The organism is Lentzea chajnantorensis (assembly GCF_054300775.1).
Window position 1 is genome coordinate 6,345,921 of record NZ_JBSDZT010000002.1, and the last position, 18,153, is coordinate 6,364,073.

18 protein-coding genes are annotated in these 18,153 nt (G+C 71.7%); 13 read left to right on the forward strand and 5 right to left on the reverse strand.

Features of this window, described 5'->3' with window-relative positions:
* The first annotated feature begins 73 nt into the window (after window positions 1–73).
* The 6 genes from ACVDFE_RS30785 to ACVDFE_RS30810 all read left to right on the forward strand — a co-directional run bounded on the left by ACVDFE_RS30785 (window position 74) and on the right by ACVDFE_RS30810 (window position 7,006).
* Complete coding sequence (locus ACVDFE_RS30785) at window positions 74–1,609, forward strand: RICIN domain-containing protein (RefSeq protein ID WP_458432919.1); 1,536 nt, start codon at window positions 74–76, stop codon at window positions 1,607–1,609.
* A gap of 219 nt (window positions 1,610–1,828) precedes the next feature.
* Window positions 1,829–3,349 (forward strand): RICIN domain-containing protein, encoded by a 1,521-nt coding sequence (locus ACVDFE_RS30790; protein ID WP_458432920.1) that lies wholly within the window; start codon window positions 1,829–1,831, stop codon window positions 3,347–3,349.
* Window position 3,350: 1 nt separating this feature from the next.
* Window positions 3,351–4,547, forward strand: a complete 1,197-nt coding sequence (locus ACVDFE_RS30795) for an RICIN domain-containing protein (protein WP_458432921.1) — start codon at window positions 3,351–3,353, stop codon at window positions 4,545–4,547.
* A 115-nt stretch (window positions 4,548–4,662) separates the two neighbouring features.
* Window positions 4,663–5,223: an EF-hand domain-containing protein gene (locus ACVDFE_RS30800; RefSeq protein WP_360400545.1), complete on the forward strand. Its 561-nt coding sequence runs from the start codon at window positions 4,663–4,665 to the stop codon at window positions 5,221–5,223.
* A 149-nt stretch (window positions 5,224–5,372) separates the two neighbouring features.
* Window positions 5,373–5,768, forward strand: a complete 396-nt coding sequence (locus ACVDFE_RS30805) for a YciI family protein (protein WP_458432922.1) — start codon at window positions 5,373–5,375, stop codon at window positions 5,766–5,768.
* Complete coding sequence (locus ACVDFE_RS30810) at window positions 5,765–7,006, forward strand: RNA polymerase sigma factor (protein WP_458432923.1); 1,242 nt, start codon at window positions 5,765–5,767, stop codon at window positions 7,004–7,006. The genes ACVDFE_RS30805 and ACVDFE_RS30810 overlap by 4 nt, the downstream gene beginning before the upstream one ends.
* Window positions 7,007–7,057: 51 nt before the next feature.
* On the opposite strand, the gene ACVDFE_RS30815 is transcribed toward ACVDFE_RS30810, so the two are convergent.
* Window positions 7,058–7,624 carry a TetR/AcrR family transcriptional regulator gene (locus tag ACVDFE_RS30815; RefSeq protein WP_458432924.1) on the reverse strand — a complete coding sequence of 189 codons (567 nt, stop codon included), beginning with the start codon at window positions 7,622–7,624 and terminating at the stop codon, window positions 7,058–7,060.
* A gap of 88 nt (window positions 7,625–7,712) precedes the next feature.
* On the opposite strand from ACVDFE_RS30815, the gene ACVDFE_RS30820 reads away from it, so the two are divergent.
* The 4 genes from ACVDFE_RS30820 (at window position 7,713) to ACVDFE_RS30835 (ending at window position 10,892) form a co-directional block, all read left to right on the forward strand.
* Window positions 7,713–8,657, forward strand: a complete 945-nt coding sequence (locus ACVDFE_RS30820) for a ketopantoate reductase family protein (protein ID WP_458432925.1) — start codon at window positions 7,713–7,715, stop codon at window positions 8,655–8,657.
* Window positions 8,658–8,806: 149 nt separating this feature from the next.
* Window positions 8,807–9,103, forward strand: coding sequence for a DUF3040 domain-containing protein (locus ACVDFE_RS30825; protein ID WP_360400560.1), 297 nt, complete (start codon window positions 8,807–8,809; stop codon window positions 9,101–9,103).
* A gap of 57 nt (window positions 9,104–9,160) precedes the next feature.
* Window positions 9,161–9,976, forward strand: coding sequence for a VOC family protein (locus ACVDFE_RS30830; protein ID WP_360400563.1), 816 nt, complete (start codon window positions 9,161–9,163; stop codon window positions 9,974–9,976).
* A gap of 223 nt (window positions 9,977–10,199) precedes the next feature.
* Window positions 10,200–10,892, forward strand: a complete 693-nt coding sequence (locus tag ACVDFE_RS30835; RefSeq protein ID WP_458432927.1) for a response regulator transcription factor — start codon at window positions 10,200–10,202, stop codon at window positions 10,890–10,892.
* On the opposite strand, the gene ACVDFE_RS30840 is transcribed toward ACVDFE_RS30835, so the two are convergent.
* The 3 genes from ACVDFE_RS30840 to ACVDFE_RS30850 are packed head-to-tail and all read right to left on the reverse strand — an operon-like array spanning window position 10,858 to window position 14,051.
* Window positions 10,858–12,258 (reverse strand): pyridoxal phosphate-dependent decarboxylase family protein, encoded by a 1,401-nt coding sequence (locus ACVDFE_RS30840; protein WP_458432929.1) that lies wholly within the window; start codon window positions 12,256–12,258, stop codon window positions 10,858–10,860. The two genes, ACVDFE_RS30835 and ACVDFE_RS30840, sit on opposite strands and share 35 nt — an antisense overlap.
* On the reverse strand, window positions 12,251–13,498 hold the full coding sequence (locus ACVDFE_RS30845; protein WP_458432931.1) for an ATP-grasp domain-containing protein: 1,248 nt from the start codon (window positions 13,496–13,498) through the stop codon (window positions 12,251–12,253). Before ACVDFE_RS30845 ends, ACVDFE_RS30840 begins: the two co-directional genes overlap by 8 nt.
* Before the next feature lie 25 nt (window positions 13,499–13,523).
* Window positions 13,524–14,051 (reverse strand): hypothetical protein, encoded by a 528-nt coding sequence (locus ACVDFE_RS30850; protein ID WP_458432932.1) that lies wholly within the window; start codon window positions 14,049–14,051, stop codon window positions 13,524–13,526.
* 117 nt (window positions 14,052–14,168) lie between these two features.
* Between ACVDFE_RS30850 and ACVDFE_RS30855 the strand changes: the two genes are divergently transcribed.
* From ACVDFE_RS30855 to qcrB, 3 genes are all read left to right on the forward strand, one after another.
* A complete protein-coding gene (locus ACVDFE_RS30855; RefSeq protein ID WP_360400579.1) occupies window positions 14,169–14,702 on the forward strand; it encodes a hypothetical protein in 534 nt (177 codons plus the stop codon).
* A complete protein-coding gene (locus ACVDFE_RS30860; RefSeq protein ID WP_458432933.1) occupies window positions 14,699–15,475 on the forward strand; it encodes a hypothetical protein in 777 nt (258 codons plus the stop codon). Before ACVDFE_RS30855 ends, ACVDFE_RS30860 begins: the two co-directional genes overlap by 4 nt.
* Before the next feature lie 235 nt (window positions 15,476–15,710).
* A complete protein-coding gene (gene qcrB, locus ACVDFE_RS30865; RefSeq protein WP_458432935.1) occupies window positions 15,711–17,375 on the forward strand; it encodes a cytochrome bc1 complex cytochrome b subunit in 1,665 nt (554 codons plus the stop codon).
* Between the two features lie 42 nt (window positions 17,376–17,417).
* On the opposite strand, the gene ACVDFE_RS30870 is transcribed toward qcrB, so the two are convergent.
* Window positions 17,418–18,149 carry a hypothetical protein gene (locus ACVDFE_RS30870; protein WP_458432936.1) on the reverse strand — a complete coding sequence of 244 codons (732 nt, stop codon included), beginning with the start codon at window positions 18,147–18,149 and terminating at the stop codon, window positions 17,418–17,420.
* Window positions 18,150–18,153: the final 4 nt, after the last annotated feature.

Consider the following 18,153-nt stretch of genomic DNA (forward strand, 5'->3'; position numbering starts at 1 on the left):
GACGTTGTAATCCTCGGTCAGAGGTCCGCAGTCACGAAGCGGTCTCAAGGCCTGGTCGAGGAGGCACTACGCCATGCCCGTCACCACACCGGTTTCCCCGTCCGACGTCGAACTGTCGACCAACCCCGACTCACCGGACAGCCACCGTGAGCAGGTGCTGGTGCAGCTGCCCGGCTCCGGGGTGGTCCCGAAGATCGACGTGTACTTCCTGACCGACAGCACCGGCAGCATGGGCGGCATCATCGGCGCGGTCAGCGCGCGGGTGGAGGAGATCCTGAACAGGCTGATCACCGCCGCGAACGCGGTCGGCGCGGACGTGAACTTCGGTGTCGGGAACTACAAGGACATGGAGGACCCGCAACCCGATCGCTTCCGCAGTCAGGTCCCCCTGGGCACGAGCACCGCGGCTGCGGCCAACGGCATCCGGGCCTGGAGCGCCGCCGGTGGTGGTTGGAGCCACGCGGAGGGCCAGTTCTACGCGCTGGACCAGCTCGCGCAGCCCCCCGGCGGGTCGATCGGTTGGCGTGCCGGCACCAAGCGGATCGTCGTCTGGATCGGCGACATGCCGGGGCACGACCCGATCTGCCAGGGGTTGTCCGGCCTGACCTACGACATCACCGAGGCGTCGGTCACCGCCAAGCTCCAGGCGCAGGGCATCTTCGTGCTCGCGATCAGCACCGGCCCCAGCGGGCCGGGTTCGGGGTTGAACGCGGATCCGGTTCCCCTGTCCTCCGGTGGAGGCGTGTACGAGAGCTTCTGCGGCGCTTTCGGCGGTCTGGCCGGCCAGGGTTCGCGCATCGCCGCCGCGACCGGCGGCACGTACACCGAGGGGATCACCCCTGACACCGTGGTGCAGACGATCATCAACCTCGGCACCGCGGGCATCTCCACGCTGGGCAACGTCAGCCTCGTGCCGGGCACGGCGATCGCGCCTTTCGTGCGCGTCCACCCCGCCGGCGGTCACGGTCCCTTCACCGGCGCCCATCCCGGCACGCTGGACTTCGAGCTGGAGTTCCCCGCCGTGACACCCGTCTCCGGTACGCCGGTGACCCAGGAGGTCGCGGTGGAAGGCGATGTCGACGTGGTCGTGGACGGGGTGCGGACCGGCTCGACCCGGGTGAAGATCACCGTGCCCGACCTGGCCGGGCAGTACAAGATCCAGAGCACGCTCAGCGGCCTGTACCTCCAACTCGACGACCCCGGCTGGACCGGTGACGGTGCCAACGTCGACCAGAACACCTACACCGGCCTGGCCGCTCAGCACTGGGAGCTGATGCCGGTCTCCGGCGGCGGTTACCGGATCAAGAACTGCGACCCGGCCCGCGACCGCTACCTGGAAGTGGTCGGCATGTCCTTCGACGACGGCGCCGAGGTCCTCACCCGGTCCGACCCCAGCGGCCCGCACAAGGAATGGCTGCTCATACCGGCGGGTTCCTCCGGTGCGGGCGGCCTGGTGTTCCGCATCCAGAACCTGCACACCGGCAAGGTCCTCGACATCCAGGGCGGCAGCACGCAGCAGGACGCGCCGGTGTTCCAGTACTTCTACTGGGGCGACTACCCCGCCTACCACGAGAACCACAACCAGCACTGGCGGCTGGAACGCCTCTGACACAGCGCCTCCCGCGCACCACGCGCCGGACCGGTGCGGCCGCGGACCGTGATGCCCACCGGCTCCGGCCGCCCTCCGGAGAAGGACCGCCGACGGTCGACACGCCGACATCCGGGTTGGCCGACCGAACTCACGGTCCCCCTCAACCGAGACCGCGCCGCCGATCACGGATCTGCGACCACCTGACGACCCGACAGCGGAAGAAGGAGCAGCCCCAGCATGCCCATCACCACACCGCCGACCCCGTCCGACATCGAGCTCTCGATCAACCCGAACTCGTCGGACAGCCATCACGAACAGGTCCAGGTGCAGCTGCCCGCCACCGGCGCGATCCCGAAGATCGACGTGTACTTCCTCGCCGACAGCACCGGCAGCATGACCGGCATCATCGACGCGGTCCGCGCCAGGGTGGAGGAAATCCTCACCAGGCTGGTCACCGCGGCCGGCCAGGTCGGCGCGGACGTGCAGTTCGGTGTGGGCAACTACCGGGACCTGGACTACCCCGTCACCCAGCGCTTCCACCACCAGGTCTCGCTGACCTCCAGCTCCCCGGCCGCCGCCGGCGCCATCCACGCCTGGACCGTGGCCGGCGGCACCACCGTCGCCGAAGGTCAGTTCTTCGCCCTGGACCACCTCGCCCAGCCTCCCGGCGGCACGATCGGCTGGCGTGCTGATGCCAAGCGGATCATCCTCTGGGTCGGCGACGCCCCGGGGCACGACCCGATCTGCCAGGCCGTGTCCGGTCTGACCCACACCATCACCGAGCACTCGGTGATCTCCAAGCTGCAGGCCGAGGGCATCGCCGTGCTGGTGATCAGCACCCCCTCCGGGTCGAGCGGACCAGGGCTCGACGTCGACCCGGTGCCGCTGTCCAACGGCGCCCCTTACCAGGGCAACTGCAGCATCGGCGGCACCTCCGGGCAGGGCAGCCGGGTCGCCGCCGCCACCGGCGGCACCTACACCGACGGCATCACCCCCGCCACGATCGTCGACACGATCATCACCCTGGGCACCACGGGCATCACCACCATCGGCAGCGTCAGCTTCGTTCCCGACACCACGATCGCGCCGTTCGTGCACGTCTCGCCCGCCGGCTACGGCCCCTTCCCCGGCACACAGCCGCAGACCCTGGACTTCGCGCTGGAGTTCCCCAGGGCCACGGCAGCTGCCGCCGCCCCGGTGACCCGGGCGATCACGGTGCAGGGCGCGGTCGACGTGGTCGTGGACGGCGTGCGGACCGGCTCCACCCAGGTGAAGATCACCGTGCCGGACCTGACCGGCAGCTACAAGATCCGCTGCACCCTGAGCGGCCTGTACCTGCAGCTGGACGATCCGAACTGGACCGGTGACGGCGCCAACGTCGACCAGAACGTCGACAGCGGCATCCCGGCCGTGGGATGGCAGCTGGTGCCCGTCCCCGGCGGCGGTTACCACATGAAGAACTGCGACCCGGCCCGTGACCGCTACCTGGAGGTGGTCGGCATGTCGATGGACAACGGCGCCGAGGTGCTCACCCGGTCCGATCCCAGCGGCACGCACAAGCAGTGGCTGTTCATCCCCGCCGGGGCGTCCCAGGGCGGGTCGGTGTTCCGCATCCAGAACCTGCACTCCGGCAAGGTCCTCGACGTCCGCAACCAGAGCCTGGACCCCGACGCACGGGTGACCCAGCAGAGCTACTGGGGCGACTACCCCACCTACCACGAGCACCACAACCAGCACTGGGTCCTGGAGCGCATCTGAGATGACTCCCCAGGACGACGCCCACCTCGCGCTGGTCAACGGTGCCAGCGGCAAGGCCCTGACGGCCGATGGCCCGCGGATCCGGCAGACCTGGCCCGACAACACCGCACCGGCGCAGCGGTGGAGGCTGCGCCGCACGGCGGAAAGCCGTCACACCGTCGTGGTGGAGAACACCGCGAGCGGGCTGGTGTTGTCCGTGGCCGGCGCCGCCGGGCACAACGGCGCCGAGGTGGTGCTGGAGGAACGACGGGAGAACGGTCAGCACCAGCTGTGGCGGCTGGTGCCGCTGCGCTCGGGCTGCCACGCCCTGGCGAACCTGGCCAGCGGCAAGTACCTGGACCTGTGGGACGCCGACTCCGGTCACGAGCCCCGGCTGGCCCAGTTCGACTTCTGGCACGGACCACAGCAACGCTGGTGCCTGCGCCCAGTCGCACACCGCCGCAACAGCCGGGCCGTGGTCACCCTGGTCCGCGACGAACCTGACTTCTTCCCGATCTGGCTCGACTACTACTCCCGGTTCTTCGCACCGCAGGACATCCACGTGCTGGAACACCAGCCCGCACCCGGCCTGCCGCCCGACGACCGGTTCACGCGCATCCCGATCCACCACGACGAGTTCAGCAGCGACTGGCACCGCGACATCGTCCAGCAACACCAGCACGACCTCGTCGACCGCTACGACGTCGTGCTCAGCACCGACGTCGACGAGATCGTCACCCCCGACCCGCGCTACGGCGACCTGAGCCGCTACATCGACCAGTTCGACCAGGACTTCGTCAACTGCACCGGCTGGGAGGTCCTGCACCAGCACGACAGCGAAGCACCCTTCGACGCCGGACGCGGTGTGCTGGAGCAGCGCTCGACCTGGTTCTCCAACCCCCTGTACTCCAAGCCCCTGCTGGCGCGGATACCGATGACCTGGCTGGGCGGCTTCCACGAACGCGCCGACCAGGCCACCAACCCCGACCCGAACCTGTACCTGATCCACCTGCACCGCATGGACTACCAGCTCTGCCTCCGCCGTCACCAGCTGCGCACCACCCACAGGACCGCGCAGGACGACATCGACAACCACCGCGGCTACCAGAACCGCATCGTCGAGCCCGACGAGTTCCACCGCTGGTTCTACCGGGACAGGGTCTGCGGCGAGCCGATCCACCCCGAACCCATACCCGAGCACTGGCGCGGCACCGTGTGACCGCGCCGGCACGGGCAGTGACCCGACCCGACCCGATCGGGGCTATCCGGCTGTGCCCGACTTTCCGATGTTCTGAACGAGCTCAAGTACCCACCACACCAGTCCGGAGGATGCAGTGCCTCTCACCGACCTGCTCAAAGCCAAGATCGACCACGGCTTCGCCCAGCTGGACGTGGACGGCGACGGTCTGTTGACCGAGCAGGACCACGTCCTGATGGGCCGCCGCACCGCCGAGTCCCTGGGCCACGCGTCCGGCTCGGCGGAGGAGCAGCGCATCGTGGACGCCTACCTGGGCATTTGGCGCGAGCTGCACGCACCCCACATCCCCGGCGGCGGCCAGGCCATCAGCCGCGAGCAGTTCCTCGCCTCCACCGGCAGTCTCGCCGATGACCCGCAGGCCGCCTCCGCGACCGTGGGAGCGCTTGCCAAGGCGTTCCTGGCGATCGCCGACACCGACGCGGACGGCAACGTCAGCCCGGAAGAGTTCCGGAAGTTCCAGCACGGGCACTTCCCGGACCTGACCGACGAGGAGTCGGCGCAGGCGTTCCACCACCTCGACCTCGACAGCGACGGGGTGCTGACGGCGGAGGAGTTCGTCCGGGCGTGCGTGGACTACTGGACCAGCACGGACCCCGACTCGCCCGGGAACTGGTGGGCGGGCCGCGCCCTGGGCTGAGGATTCGCGACGAGTGAGGTCGACGGGCAGGTCCTCCGTCATCCCGGAAGATTTTCTCCGACGGGATGTCGACACAGCGCGCACGGCTCCGACGTCCCAGGCGAGGATGGGGCCGACCGGCTGCGTCCACGACGAAGACCAAGGGGCCGATGGTGAAGTACGTGATCATGATCCACTCCAACCCGCAGCCGTGGGGGCACCCGACCTCCGACCACCTGCCCGAGTACCGGGTCATGTCGGACGAGCAGCGGGAACGGATGAACGCCGACTTCGCGGCCATGCTCGCGGACCTGCAGGAGAGGGGCGAGCTGCTGGGCGGTGAGGCGCTGGGAGCGCCCGAGTCGTCACGGCTCTACCGCTGGAGCGACGGCAAGCCCCTGGTCACCGACGGCCCGTACTCGGAGGCCAAGGAGCACCTGGCCGGGTTCTTCCTCGTCGACGTGGAGAGCCAGGAGCGCGCGGAGGAGATCGCGGCGCGGTTCAGCGGTCCTGGTGAGACCGTCGAGCTGCGTCCCGCGATGGGGCCAGGGGGTTCCGACCAGTGACCGCACAGGTGGTCGAGGACGTGTGGCGGCAGGAGTCCGCGCACGTCCTCGCCGCCCTGCTGCACCGGTACGGCGACCTGGGCGACTGCGAGGACGCGGCGCAGGAGGCAGCCGAGGCGGCGGCGCGGCAGTGGGACCGGGACGGCGTGCCCGGCAACCCCCGCGGCTGGCTCATCAGGGTCGCGTCCCGGCGGCTGATCGACCGGATGCGCACCGACGACGCGCGGACAGCGCGGGAGAACGCCCTCAGCGCCGCACTTCCCGCCGACGCCCGCCTCTCCCCCGCCGCCGACCGGTCACCGCACGACGAAGCCGACGACACCTTGCGGTTGTTGCTGCTGTGCTGTCACCCGGGCCTGAGCCGGTCCTCGCAGGTCGCGTTGACGTTGCACGCCGTCGGCGGGCTGAGCACGGCGCAGATCGCCGCCGCCTACCTGGTTCCCGAACGCACGATGACGCAACGCCTCACCAGGGCGCGCTCCACGTTGCGGGCGGCAGGTGCGGTGTTCCGGCTCCCGGCCCCAGCCGACCTGCCCGCGCGCGTCGCCGCCGTGCTCGACGTCTGCCACCTGATGTTCACCGAAGGGCACACGCGCTCCACCGGTGACGCACTGGTCGACTCGCCGCTGGCCGAGGAAGCCATCCGCCTCACCCGGCAGCTGCACGCGGTCGTACCCGACCACGACGAGGTCGCCGGCGCACTGGCGTTGATGCTCCTGACGCACGCCCGCGCGGCTGCCCGGACCGAGAACGGGAACCTCGTGCCGCTCGCGGAGCAGGACCGGTCCCGGTGGGACCGCCGGCGGATCGCCGAAGGCGTGCGAATCCTGGAACGGGTGCTGCCGCGCGGGCACGTCGGCAGGTTCCAGCTGCAGGCCGCGATCGCCGCCGTCCACGCGGAGGCCGAGAGCTGGGAGGACACCGACTGGCGGCAGATCACCCTGCTCTACGCCATGCTGGCGCAGGTGGCACCCAGTCCGGCCGTGACGCTCAACCAGGCGGTCGCGGTCGGGATGGCGTTCGGCCCCGAGGACGGCTTGGCCCTCCTCGGTCCGTTGCTCGACGATCCCGTGACGAGGCGGCACCACCGCACTCACGCCGTACGCGCGCACCTGGTGGAGATGACCGGCGACCTGCCCGGTGCGCTCGACAGCTACCGCCAGGCGGCCCGTCTCACGGCGAGCCAACCCGAGCAGCGCTACCTCAACGCGCGGATCGGCCGTCTCGACGCGAAGTGAAGCCGGACGTCCACAAGAGGAAATGACACACGGCAGCCACCTGGCACAGCACTACCGGGGCTTCAGGCCGGCGAGCACGACGGTGACCACGCTGTCGGCTTCGGCACGCCAATGAGGACGGTCGTGCGCCGCGGTGATGCCGTGCAACGCCATCATGACGGCGCTGGGCTCGACGTCGTCCCGCACGGTGCCCTCCGTCACCCCGGCCCGCACGAGCTCGACGACGGCCTGTTCCAGCGCAAGGCCGCCTTCCGCCAGTGCGCCGGAACGGGTGGCCATGAGCGTGGCCAACGTGCGGGCGAGGCCCCGGTGGGCGTCCACGTACTCGACCATGCCGCGCAGGAACGCCGCCAGCGCGTCCGCCGCGGGGAGCTGGGACCGCAGGTCGCGGACGCGGTCGCAGAGCGCGGCGACCTCGCCGCGGTAGACGGCCTCGGCCAGTGCCTCCCTGGTCGGGAAGTGGCGGTACAGCGTGCCGGTGCCGACGCCGGCGAGGCGGGCGAAGTCGTCGAAGCGCAGGTCGAAGAAGCTGCCGTCGGCGAAGAGCTCCCTGGCCTTGGCGACCAGGGCGTCCCGGTTGCGCCGGGCGTCGGCGCGCAGCGGCTTGGCGGTGTTCACGCGGTGCCTCTCGTTGACAAGTGGAGACCATCTCCATATCGTCGAAGTGGAGATCGTCTCCGTTTTATCGTACTCCACGGGGTGTGCAGTGAAGATCCTCATGTTCGGTCGTGGCGCGATCAGCACCGGCTGCGGCTGGGCGCTGGAGCAGGCGGGCCACGACGTGGAGTTCTACGTGCGGCCGGGGCGCGCGGCGCAGTACGGGGACGCGGTGCGGCTGGAGCTCGTCGACGCGCGGCGGCGGCCGTGGGGGCGGCGGGTCGAGCAGCGGTGGCCGGTGCGCCTGCGGGAGGAGCTGGCGGCCGATCACGACTACGACCTCGTCGTGCTGAGCGTGCCCCACCACCGGCTGGCGGAGGCCGCCGAGTTCCTGGCACCACGCGTCGGCGGCGCGACCGTGCTGGTGCTCGGCAACGTCTGGGCGGAACCGGAGGAGGCGGTCGAGCCGCTTCCCCTCGACCGGCTCGCGTGGGGCTTTCCCGGCTTCGGCGGCGCGTTCGGCGCGGACGGCGTGCTGCGCGGGGTGCTACTGCCGCCGGTCGTCTTCGGCACGCTCGGTGCGCCGCCCACCGAGCGTGAACTGGTTGTGCGCCAGGTGTTCCGCGCGGCCGGGTTCCGCCCGCGGGAACGGCAGGACCTCCGCGGCTGGCTGTGGTTGCACTTCGCGGTGGACGCCGGTCTGCACGCGCAGGCGCTGCGCAGGGGCGCGCTCGCCGACCTGGTCGGCGTGCCGGGTGCCTTCCGCGAGGCGCTGCGCACCGGTCGCGAGCTGCTGCCGGTGCTGGAGGCGCGCGGGATCGACCTGCGCCGGCACCGGGCCGCCGTGCTGGGGCTCCGCGCGCCCGCCTGGCTGACGGGAAGCGTCCTCGCGTGGCTGGTCGCCCACTTCCCGCCGGCCCGTGCCAGCTTCCGGACCCAATGGGACGCGAGCGCCGCCGAGCCGCGGGAGATCGTCCGCGACGCCGTGGCGGAGGCCCGGCGGTGGGGTGTCGCGGCGCCCCGGCTGGAGGCGGCCCTGCTCGGAACTTCGTGAGCCCGCACGGGCCGTGCCCGCCCTGACCAGCGCACGAGCCGACTCGTGTACACAGGAGGGTGGTTGCCGGAACAAGTTCCACCGCGAGCGGTCGGCACGGACCCGGCCGCCGAGCGCGCACAGCACCTGCGAGAACAGGAGGTGTCCCGGTGGAACTCCCCGAGAAGGAGAGGCTCCAGCTCAAGGAGATCGAGAGGCAGCTCGCCGAGGAGGACCCGCGGTTCGCCGCCAGGCTGACCCGCAAGCCCCCGCCGCACCAGCGGCTGTCCCGCAAGGCGATGTTCGCCGTCCTGCTCGTGCTGGCCGACGTCGTCGGCCTGGCGGTGCTGGTGGGTGGTGTCACGCTCGGGTCGGTCGTGCTCATCGTGCTCGGCGTCGCCGTTCTCGCCGTCTTCCCCGTGCTGGTCGTCGTCCGCGCCTGGCAGGGCACGCGCGGGAAGCGGTGACCCCGCCCGCACCGCAGTCCGGTAGCCGCTGACGCCCCACAGGAGCCGACAACTTCCATGATCATCCGACCGGGACACCCGTGCTGGGTGGAGCTGGCCACGACCGACACCGAGCGCAGCACGGCCTTCTACGGGTCCGTGTTCGGCTGGCGGTACCACTGGATCAAGGACGGCGCGGGCGAGGACTACGCGATCGCCCTCCTGGACGGCGAACCGGTGGGCGGCGTCCGGCCGCTGGAGCGCGCGACGCTGGACTGGACGCCCTACCTGGCCGTCGCGGACCTGGCCGCCGCGGGCGAACGGGTGCGGCGGCTCGGTGGCACGGCGCTGGAGACCCGGCAGCACGTCCTGCCCGGTCTCGTGGCCAAGGTCCTGGCCGACGACCCGAGCGGGGCGACGGTGGGGCTCGCCCAGCCCGTCGCCGACGGCTGGGGGTTCACCGCAGGGGTGCCGGGAGCGCTCGTGTGGCTGGAGTTCGTCACGCGCGCGCCCCGCCAGGCCGATCCGTTCTACGGCGCGCTCTTCGACTTCCGGCAGCGGCAGGTCGGGGACGGCACGGCCGTCGACCACGTCGTGTACTCCACCGGCGGGGACACGGTGATCGGCCGGGTGCGGATGGCGCCGGACACCCCGGCGACCGTGCCGCCGCGGTGGATCGCGCACTTCGCCGTGCCGCCCGGTCTGGACTTCGCCGAGACGCTGCACCGGGCCCGCACGGCCGGGGCGCGGCTGCGGTTCCAGCCCTACCCCTCGCCGCTGGGTCAGGTCGCGGTGCTGGCCGACCCGCTCGGCACCCGCTTCGCGATCATCGACCCGGAGCTGGCCTCGGACTGGGACGACCACTCACCGGCCGACGACCCCTACGACGACTGACGTCCGAGCACGGGCCGCAGGTGTCGACCGGGCAGATCACCGACCCGGACGTGTCACTTCTTCACCTGAACGACTGAACGCACAGGTCAACGCAGCGAGAACGCGACTCGGTCACCACTACAGTCGTGTGGTCCCCTACTTCTTGATTCACCCTCACGGCCTAGGCGGAACCACACTGAACGGCCTACCGACGCGTGCGCTCGGCGAAGCTCACGTGACGTCGATGCACACCACCGCCGCCATCTGCCGGGTCTTGGCCGCCGACGCGACCCCGGTGTTCCGCGAAGGCCTGCGCACGGTCGTGCAGCGCACGATCGGCCTGGAGTGGGCCGGCGGCACGGACCACCCCGACGTCATCCGCGACAGCGTGCGCACCACGCTCCCGCACGTGGTCCTGCTGGACAGCGCGATCGACCCGCAGGGGCGGCTGACCGAGGAACTCGTCACGACCAACCCGAGGCTGCGGGTGGCGGTCCTGCTCCGCGAACGCGACCACACCCCCGCCTCCGTGCGCATCGCCCAGGCGGCCGGGGCGCACTGCCTGCTCAGCAGGGAGACCGACGCGTCGAGGATGGTCCGCGCGATCCTCCAGCCGGCGCCGGCCGGCCACTACATCGACCCCGGGCTGCTGCTGGCCCTCAACGCGCCGGGCCCGCACCCGTCCGGCAGCGGGCACGACGTGCTCACCTCACGGCAGTGCCAGACCCTCGCACTGGTCGCCGAGGGGAAGGTGGACGAGGACATCGCCCACGTCCTGGACATCGCCGTGACCACGGTGCGCACCCACGTCCGGGAGATCCGGCGGCGGCTCGGCGCCCACGACCGCGCCCACGCGGTCGCACTGGCCTACCACGTGGGCATCCTGCCGCTGCAACCGTCGCTCAGGACCTCCGTCCGGCGGCCTCGATCGCGGTGAGCACGGCGTCGAGGTCGGCCCGGGTGGTGCGCGGGTTGATCGTGCACAGCCGCACCGCGAGCCGGCCGTCCACAGTGGTCGTCGTGACGAACGCGCTGCCGGACTCGTTGACGGCGGCGCAGATCGCCGCCTGGAGCTCGTCGGAACCGCCGCGGTGGCGCAGGCAGACGATCCCCAGGCTCGGGCCCGCCACCAGTTCGAGGTCCCTGCTGGCGGTGACGCGGCGGGCGACGTGCTCGGCCTGGTCGAGGCCGTGGTCGACGGCGGCGCGGAAGGCGGCCACGCCGAAACCCTTGAGGGACAACCACAGCTTCAGCGCGCGGGCGGCGGTGGTGAACTGCACGCCGTGGTCGGACAGGTTCGTCTCGGCGGCTGCGGGCCGGGAGACGCTGAGGTAGTCGGCACCGGCGCGGTAGCGGTCGACGGTGAACGCCCTGCGCAGCACCTCGGGGTCGCGCACCAGCACGCAGCCGATCTCGTAGGGCTGGAACAGCCACTTGTGCGGGTCGACCACGACCGAGTCGGCCTCGTCCAGGCCGCGCAGGGCGGCGCGGCCGCGGTCGGTCAGTGCCGCGGCGGCACCGTGGGCGCCGTCCACGTGCAGCCACAGGTCTTCCGCCCGGCACAGCGCGGCGAGCTCGGGCAGCGGGTCGATCGCGCCGGTCGCGGTCGTGCCCGCCGTCGCCAGCACCAGGAACGGGCGCAGTCCGGCGGCGCGGTCGGCGTGGACCGCGTGCCGCACGGGCTCCGCGCGCAGCGCCGGCAGCAGCCGCACCTGGTCCCGCCGCAGCCCGAGGACGTGGCAGGCGCGCAGCACGGCGGGGTGGGTCTGGTCCGAGCAGTAGAGGACGCCGCCCGTCGCGTTCGTGCCGAGGCGGTCGTCGCGCGCGGCGGCGATCGCCGTCAGGTTGGCGAGCGCACCACCGGGGGTGAACACGCCGCCCGCACCCGCCGGCAGTCCGAGCAGGCTCGCGAGCCACCGGGCGGTCACCAGCTCGACGGCCGCGGGTCCGGCGCCGACCGGCCACGCACCGGGCGAGGTGTTGAAGCCGGAGGCGAGCAGGTCGCCGAGCACGCTGAGGAAGTTGCCGGCGCTGGGGATGAACGCCAGGCAGCCGGGGTGCCCGAGCCGCAGCGAACGCGGCAAGACCTCGTGGGCGAGGAACTCGACGAGCAGGCCGGGGTCGGACGGGTGCTCGGGCACGGGGTCGTCCAGCACGTGCCGCAGCTCGTGCGGTGTCGCCGGTGTTCTGACCGGCTGGGCGCGCAGGCCGGTCAGGTGGTCGACGACGAGGTCGACCACCCGGTGCCCGAGCTCGCGCATGCGCTCCGGTGGCAGGTCGAGCCAGCCCGCCTCGTCAGCCATCGTTGACCACCACCGCGCGGCGCACGGCCCTGACCCAGTCCCGCGCCTCGGCCGTGAGCTCCGGGGCCGGCCGCACGGCGGCGGCCGGTCCGCGCCACTGCAGCAGGACGAGCTCCTCCCCCGGCCGGACCCGGTCACCGGGACGGGCGTGCGGCCACAGCAGCGCCTCGCCGGGCCGCAGGCCGACGAGGTCGCCTTCGCCCTGGTGGTGCGGCACGCCGCCGTCGAGCCGGTGCACCCCCGCCTCGACCCCCTTCCGCAGCACACCGCTGCGGTCGGCGGTGACGACGAGCTGGCTGAGCTCCAGGTGCGGCACCTGCACCTCCTCGACGGGCAGTGACGGCGCCACCGCGGCGAGCACGTGCGTGCCGAGGGTGGGCAGCAGTCCCGCGGCGCGTTCCTGGGCCTGCACCAGCGACACGACCGTCTGGAACCTCGGGTTGATCTCGATGGCCAGCACGGCCGCAGCGGGTGTGACGAGCAGGTCGAGCCCGAACGCGCCGAGGAACTTCAGCCCGCCGAGCTGGTCGCCCACCAGTGCGCCCACCTCGCGGCACCGCGCCGCGGCACCGGGTGGGAGGTCGTCGTCGGCGATCAGCTGGTTGCCGCAGTGCGCGCCCCAGTACGGCGTCAGCTCGGGGATGCCCACCAGCTGGTGGGACAACGCGGACACCACCGTGCCGTGCCGCGTCACGCATCCGCTCACCGTCACCGGGACTCCGTCGACGTGGACCGACACCCGCAGCGCCTCACCGGCCCACTCGCGCAGCACGTCGGCGCGCTGCCGCGGTGTGGTGACCAGGCGCGTGCCCTTGCCGGTGAGGTTGTTCGCCCGGCGCTGCACGACGAGCGGACCCGTTGCGGCGTCGGGGATCTCGCCCTCGACGACCCACGTGCGCGGTGTATCCGCACCGGCCGCCGCGAACAGCTCCAGCGAGGTGATCTTGTCGGCCGCAGTGGCCACGGCGGCCGGGTCGGCGGCCAGCAGCCGCAGGCCCGCCGCAGCCGCCCAGGCGTGCGCGCCGATCCCGTCCTCGGGTGCGAAGCTCACCGCGAGCCCGTGCGGTTCAGCCGGTCGCGCGGGCGGCGGGAGGTCCGCCTCGCGCCGGTGGTCCCGGTGGGCGATGCGCAGCCACGGGATCACGGGCGCGGCCACCGCACCGAGGAACGGCGACCGGTCGTGCCACGTCAGGTGCGGCGCGTGCGCGCGTAACAGCCGCACGCCCTCGTCGAGGGGCACGCCACTGATGGTCGGCACGGCGTGCTCAGAGGACGGTGAAGGTGCCGGCCGACGACTGCCGGGTGATGCCTTCCGCGGTGAGGCACCGCGCGAGGTCGACTGCGGGGGCCACCTGCACGGCCTGGGCTGACCGCCCGGCGAACACGCCGCCGGTGATCGTGCCGGTCTTGGTGACCACGTCGGCGCCGGGGGCGGACGTGACGGTCACGGTGTAGGTGAACGTGCTGGTCCGCCCGTCCGCCCACCTGATCACGCGGCTCTCCTGCACGGCGGCGAGCGGTTCCAGGCACCCGGCGGTGCGGTCCACGGTGAACTCGCTGGTGCCGCCCGTGACCACGCCGGTGCACGAGGTGTACTCGTCCCGCACCGACGTGCGCAGCGGTCGCGGCACCAGCACGACGCCGGGCGAGTACGTCCAGGTCGACGTCGTCGTGCACGCCACGACGGGCGTGTCCGCGACCGCGGCCGCACCGGGAACGGCGGGCACGAGCGCCGCGACGACGACGCCGAGGGCGCGGCAGGACTTGGCGAGGTGGCTCATTCGGTCACGCATCCTGATCTCGAAGCACCGGGGGGGGTGAGCGGATCGTATTGATCACGAGTCGATCCGGGTGATCACCGGATCGGGTACACCGTGCGACACTGCGGTCCCCCTACGAGAGGTGCGCAGATGGTTCCCGAAGACCTCGTCGTGTGGCGCCGCCGGCAGGACGCGGGTCAGCCCAACCCCTGGTCGGAGGGCCTGCGGCTGCTCGCGGACGACGAGCGGCCCGCGGCGCTGGACACCGGTTACCTGACCGCCGCGGACCTCGCGAACCCCGACGTCGCCGCCAACACCAGGGCGATCGAGGAGACGGCCGCGCTGGTCACCTGGGTCGCCGAGGACGAGGACGAGGGCAGGGCGTTCGGCTACTGGCGCGGACCGGGCCACCTCCCGCTCACCGCGGCGCCCGTCGTCGTCCTCGACAACGAGGGCCAGTTCGAGCTCCTCCGCGGCAGCAGCCTCAGCGAGGCCCTCAGCGACGAGTACGGCCAGTGGGCCGACGACGGCTACGCCGGTGTGGTCGCGCGGTGCCGGGCGGAGGGCGTCCCGATCAGCGCCGACGACCCCGACGACCTGCCGGAGCCGGCCGTGTCTCCGACCCCGGACGAGCACCACGGCGCCCGGTACCGCGCGCTGCTCGCCGAAGGCGCGGCTGGATGACCGGTGTCACCGCCGGGCAGCTGGTGGCCGCGGTCGAGCAGATGACCGGGCTGCCGTGGCCGGACGACGGGCGGCTCGACTGGGAGGTCGACGGGCTCGCCGGGCACACGGACGTCCACCGGCACGTGCTGCCCCTTGCGGCCGTGCCGTCGTCCTTCCTCGACCTGGCCGACCGGAGCTGGGGCACGCGCCACCGCGCCGGTGCGAGCCGCTTCATCGACTCCGAGGTGGTGTGGTGGCGGTCCGGGGACGACGCCGTCGCCCTGGTCGGCACCCCCGCCGCCGTGGTGGTGCTGCCGGCGCGGTGGCTGGCAGAGCCACCCGCCGGAAGTGACGTGTCGCCGGTCGTCGCGGACTTCCTCTCCGGTGACGGCGAACGCGTCCTGTCCTCGGTGTGGGCGGTCTTCGGGACCCGTGACCCCGAGGTCCTGGCCCCGCTGGTCCCCGCGCTGCGCGCCGTCGAGGAGGCGACCGCGGACGTCGAGCTCGGCGGCCTGCTCGTGTCCAACCACTCCAACCTGGAGCACGCGCTCGACCGGGTCCGGCTCTTCGCCGCCGGGACGTGCCTGTGCGCGGCGTACCCCGCGCACCAGTTCTACGACCCGGCGAAGGAGAGCGGGCGCCGGCACGTCCGGGTCGTGCGGACGGTTCCCAATGACCGGCAGTGGGTGCCCGACCGCGTCTGCGAGTGCCTCGACTGCGGCCGGCGGTTCCAGGTCGAGCAGGGCGAGTACCACTACCCCTGGTGGAAGTGGACCCCGGTCGCCGGGTGACCGGGCAGACACGAACCGCTCCCGGACCCCGCTCCGAACACCAGGTGGAGCGTGCGGCCGAAGCTGAGAGCCGGGGTCTGCGATGAGCGGCTGTTCTCAGCGGCGACCGCGTGCTGCGGACCCACCGTTGAGCGTTCGGCGGGGTGCCCGCTTACGGTGGGTCGAGGAACGAGAGGTCCAACGCCCGCAGCGTCGTCGTGGCTGCTGCGGGTTCGGCGTTCTGGGAGCGTGAGTCATGAGTGCCATCACCACGCCGACGAAGCCGGCCAACGCGGCCGCGCGCGTCGCAGGGGCGGCGGCCAACGCTGCCGATGAGCGGTTCCACGCGGCCTCCGGGCTGCGCAAGCAGCTGAACAAGGTGTTCCCGACGCACTGGTCGTTCCTGCTCGGTGAGATCGCCCTGTACAGCTTCATCGTGTTGTTGTTGTCGGGTACGTACCTGGCGTTGTTCTTCGACCCGTCGATGACGGAGGTCACCTACAACGGGGCGTTCGAGAACCTGCGGGGGATCGAGATGTCGCGGGCGTTCGCGTCCACGCTGGACATCTCGTTCGAGACCCGTGGCGGGTTGTTCGTGCGTCAGGTGCACCACTGGGCTGCGTTGCTGTTCATGGCGGCGATCGTGGTGCACATGTTCCGGATCTTCTTCACCGGTGCGTTCCGCAAGCCGCGTGAGATCAACTGGGTCATCGGCATCGTGTTGTTCATGCTCGGTGCGATCGAGGGTTTCCTGGGCTACTCGCTGCCCGACGACCTGCTCTCGGGTACGGGCCTGCGGGTGATGGCGGCGCTGCTGATCTCGTTCCCGGTGATCGGCACGTGGCTGAACTGGTTGATGTTCGGCGGTGAGTTCCCGGGCACGGACATCATCCCGTTGCTCTACACCGCGCACATCCTGCTCATCCCGGCGATCATCCTGGGGTTGATCGGCGCGCACCTGGGTCTGGTGTGGTACCAGAAGCACACCCAGTTCCCGGGTGTGGGCCGCAAGGAGACCAACGTCGTCGGTGTGCGGATCATGCCGGTGTTCGCGGCGAAGGGTGGCGGGTTCTTCGCCGTCGTCGTGGGTGTCATCGCGATCATGGGCGGGGTGTTCCAGATCAACCCGATCTGGAACATCGGCCCGTACAACCCGGCGCAGGTCTCGGCGGGGTCGCAGCCGGACTGGTACATGGGCTGGACCGACGGCCTGGTGCGCATCTGGCCGGCGTGGGAGTTCTACCTGGGCAACTACACGATCCCGGCGCCGTTCCTGCCGTTCATCCTGGGGTTGCCGTTGCTGACCGGGATCGCGGCGGTGTACCCGTGGATCGAACGGCGGATGACCAAGGACTACGCGCATCACAACCTGTTGCAGCGCCCGCGTGATGTTCCGGTGCGCACGGCGCTGGGGTGGATGGCGATCACGTACTTCATGGTGTTGCTGCTGATGGGCGCGAACGACATCTTCGCTTACCAGTTCGACATCTCGTTGAACCTGACGACGTGGATGGGCCGCATCGGCATGCTGGTCCTGCCGCCGATCGCGTACTTCATCGCGTACCGCACCTGCATCGGGTTGCAGCGGGCGGACCGTGAGGTGCTGGAGCACGGTGTGGAGACCGGCATCATCAAGCGGTTGCCGCACGGTGAGTTCATCGAGGTCCACCAGCCGCTGGGCCCGGTGGACGACCACGGTCACCCGATCCCCCTGGCCTATCAGGGCGCGTCGGTGCCGAAGAAGATGAACAAGCTCGGTTCGGCCGGTCACCCGGTCGCGGGCAGCACGTGGTCGCCGGACCCGGTCGAGGAGACCGTGGCACTGGAGAACGCACGCCGCAGGGCGCACGTCTCCGAAGGCATCAGCGCCGAGGACACCGCGGGCGAGCTGGCCGGCAAGCCCTCCGACCCCAAGGCGTGAGGAACGGGGTGCCGCGGCTGCGCGGCACCCCGTCAGCCCGTGTCAGTCGCGCCGGGCCACGCGCAGCGCGAACGCCGCCGATCCCAGCAGTGCCAGCGCACCGAGGCCGACGAGCGGCAGCACGGAGTCCTCACCGGACTGCGACCCGAAGCCACCCGCGAGGCCCTGGGCGGCGTAGTCGGACCCGCTCTGCTTGCCGCCGTACGCCTTCGCCACCGCCCGCTGGTACTCGGCGACCGTCAGCCGCTCCCCCGCACGACGACCGCTGCCACCGGCGTCGAGCACGGTCAGCCGCGTGCCCTTCTGCGCGTACCAGGCGTTGACCTGCGGTTCGTGCAGCAGGGTGGCACCGGCGGGCAGCTTCGCGGCCAGTGTGGACTCCTGGTCACCGGAGGCCAGGTTGGCCACGGACCACCGGCCGTCCGCGCCGCGCACGGTCTGGATGGTGGAGGTCTGACCGTCGCTCGACGACGCGGGCACCGCCACGTAGGCGAGCTTGCCCGGTTGCGCGTCCCTGGCACCGGAGACGAACTCCGGCGAGAGCGTGTACACCGGGACGACGCCGTCCCGCACGGCAACGGTCGCCGCGCCCTTGCCGCGCAGGTCACCGAGGAAGTCCGCGACGGCGTCCACGGTGGACTGCTCGGTGGCGGCCGCCCGTGCCGCCTGGAGGTCGGCGGCCGACACCGCCTCGTCCGCGTGGGCCGACGGTCCCGCGGCGAGCAGGACGACGACCGACAGCACCGCCGCGGCCGTGAGGTTGCGGGTGTTCATGGCC

What these genes read in the sequence shown, in the direction of transcription:
- ACVDFE_RS30785 (WP_458432919.1), top strand. Translation starts at nt 74, where the DNA reads ATGCCCGTCACCACACCGGTTTCCCCGTCCGACGTCGAACTGTCGACC.
- ACVDFE_RS30790 (WP_458432920.1), top strand. Translation starts at nt 1,829, where the DNA reads ATGCCCATCACCACACCGCCGACCCCGTCCGACATCGAGCTCTCGATC.
- ACVDFE_RS30795 (WP_458432921.1), top strand. Translation starts at nt 3,351, where the DNA reads ATGACTCCCCAGGACGACGCCCACCTCGCGCTGGTCAACGGTGCCAGC.
- ACVDFE_RS30805 (WP_458432922.1), top strand. Translation starts at nt 5,373, where the DNA reads ATGGTGAAGTACGTGATCATGATCCACTCCAACCCGCAGCCGTGGGGG.
- ACVDFE_RS30830 (WP_360400563.1), top strand. Translation starts at nt 9,161, where the DNA reads ATGATCATCCGACCGGGACACCCGTGCTGGGTGGAGCTGGCCACGACC.
- ACVDFE_RS30835 (WP_458432927.1), top strand. Translation starts at nt 10,200, where the DNA reads ATGCACACCACCGCCGCCATCTGCCGGGTCTTGGCCGCCGACGCGACC.
- ACVDFE_RS30840 (WP_458432929.1), bottom strand. Translation starts at nt 12,258, where the DNA reads ATGGCTGACGAGGCGGGCTGGCTCGACCTGCCACCGGAGCGCATGCGC.
- ACVDFE_RS30850 (WP_458432932.1), bottom strand. Translation starts at nt 14,051, where the DNA reads ATGCGTGACCGAATGAGCCACCTCGCCAAGTCCTGCCGCGCCCTCGGC.
- ACVDFE_RS30855 (WP_360400579.1), top strand. Translation starts at nt 14,169, where the DNA reads ATGGTTCCCGAAGACCTCGTCGTGTGGCGCCGCCGGCAGGACGCGGGT.
- ACVDFE_RS30860 (WP_458432933.1), top strand. Translation starts at nt 14,699, where the DNA reads ATGACCGGTGTCACCGCCGGGCAGCTGGTGGCCGCGGTCGAGCAGATG.
- qcrB (WP_458432935.1), top strand. Translation starts at nt 15,711, where the DNA reads ATGAGTGCCATCACCACGCCGACGAAGCCGGCCAACGCGGCCGCGCGC.
- ACVDFE_RS30870 (WP_458432936.1), bottom strand. Translation starts at nt 18,149, where the DNA reads ATGAACACCCGCAACCTCACGGCCGCGGCGGTGCTGTCGGTCGTCGTC.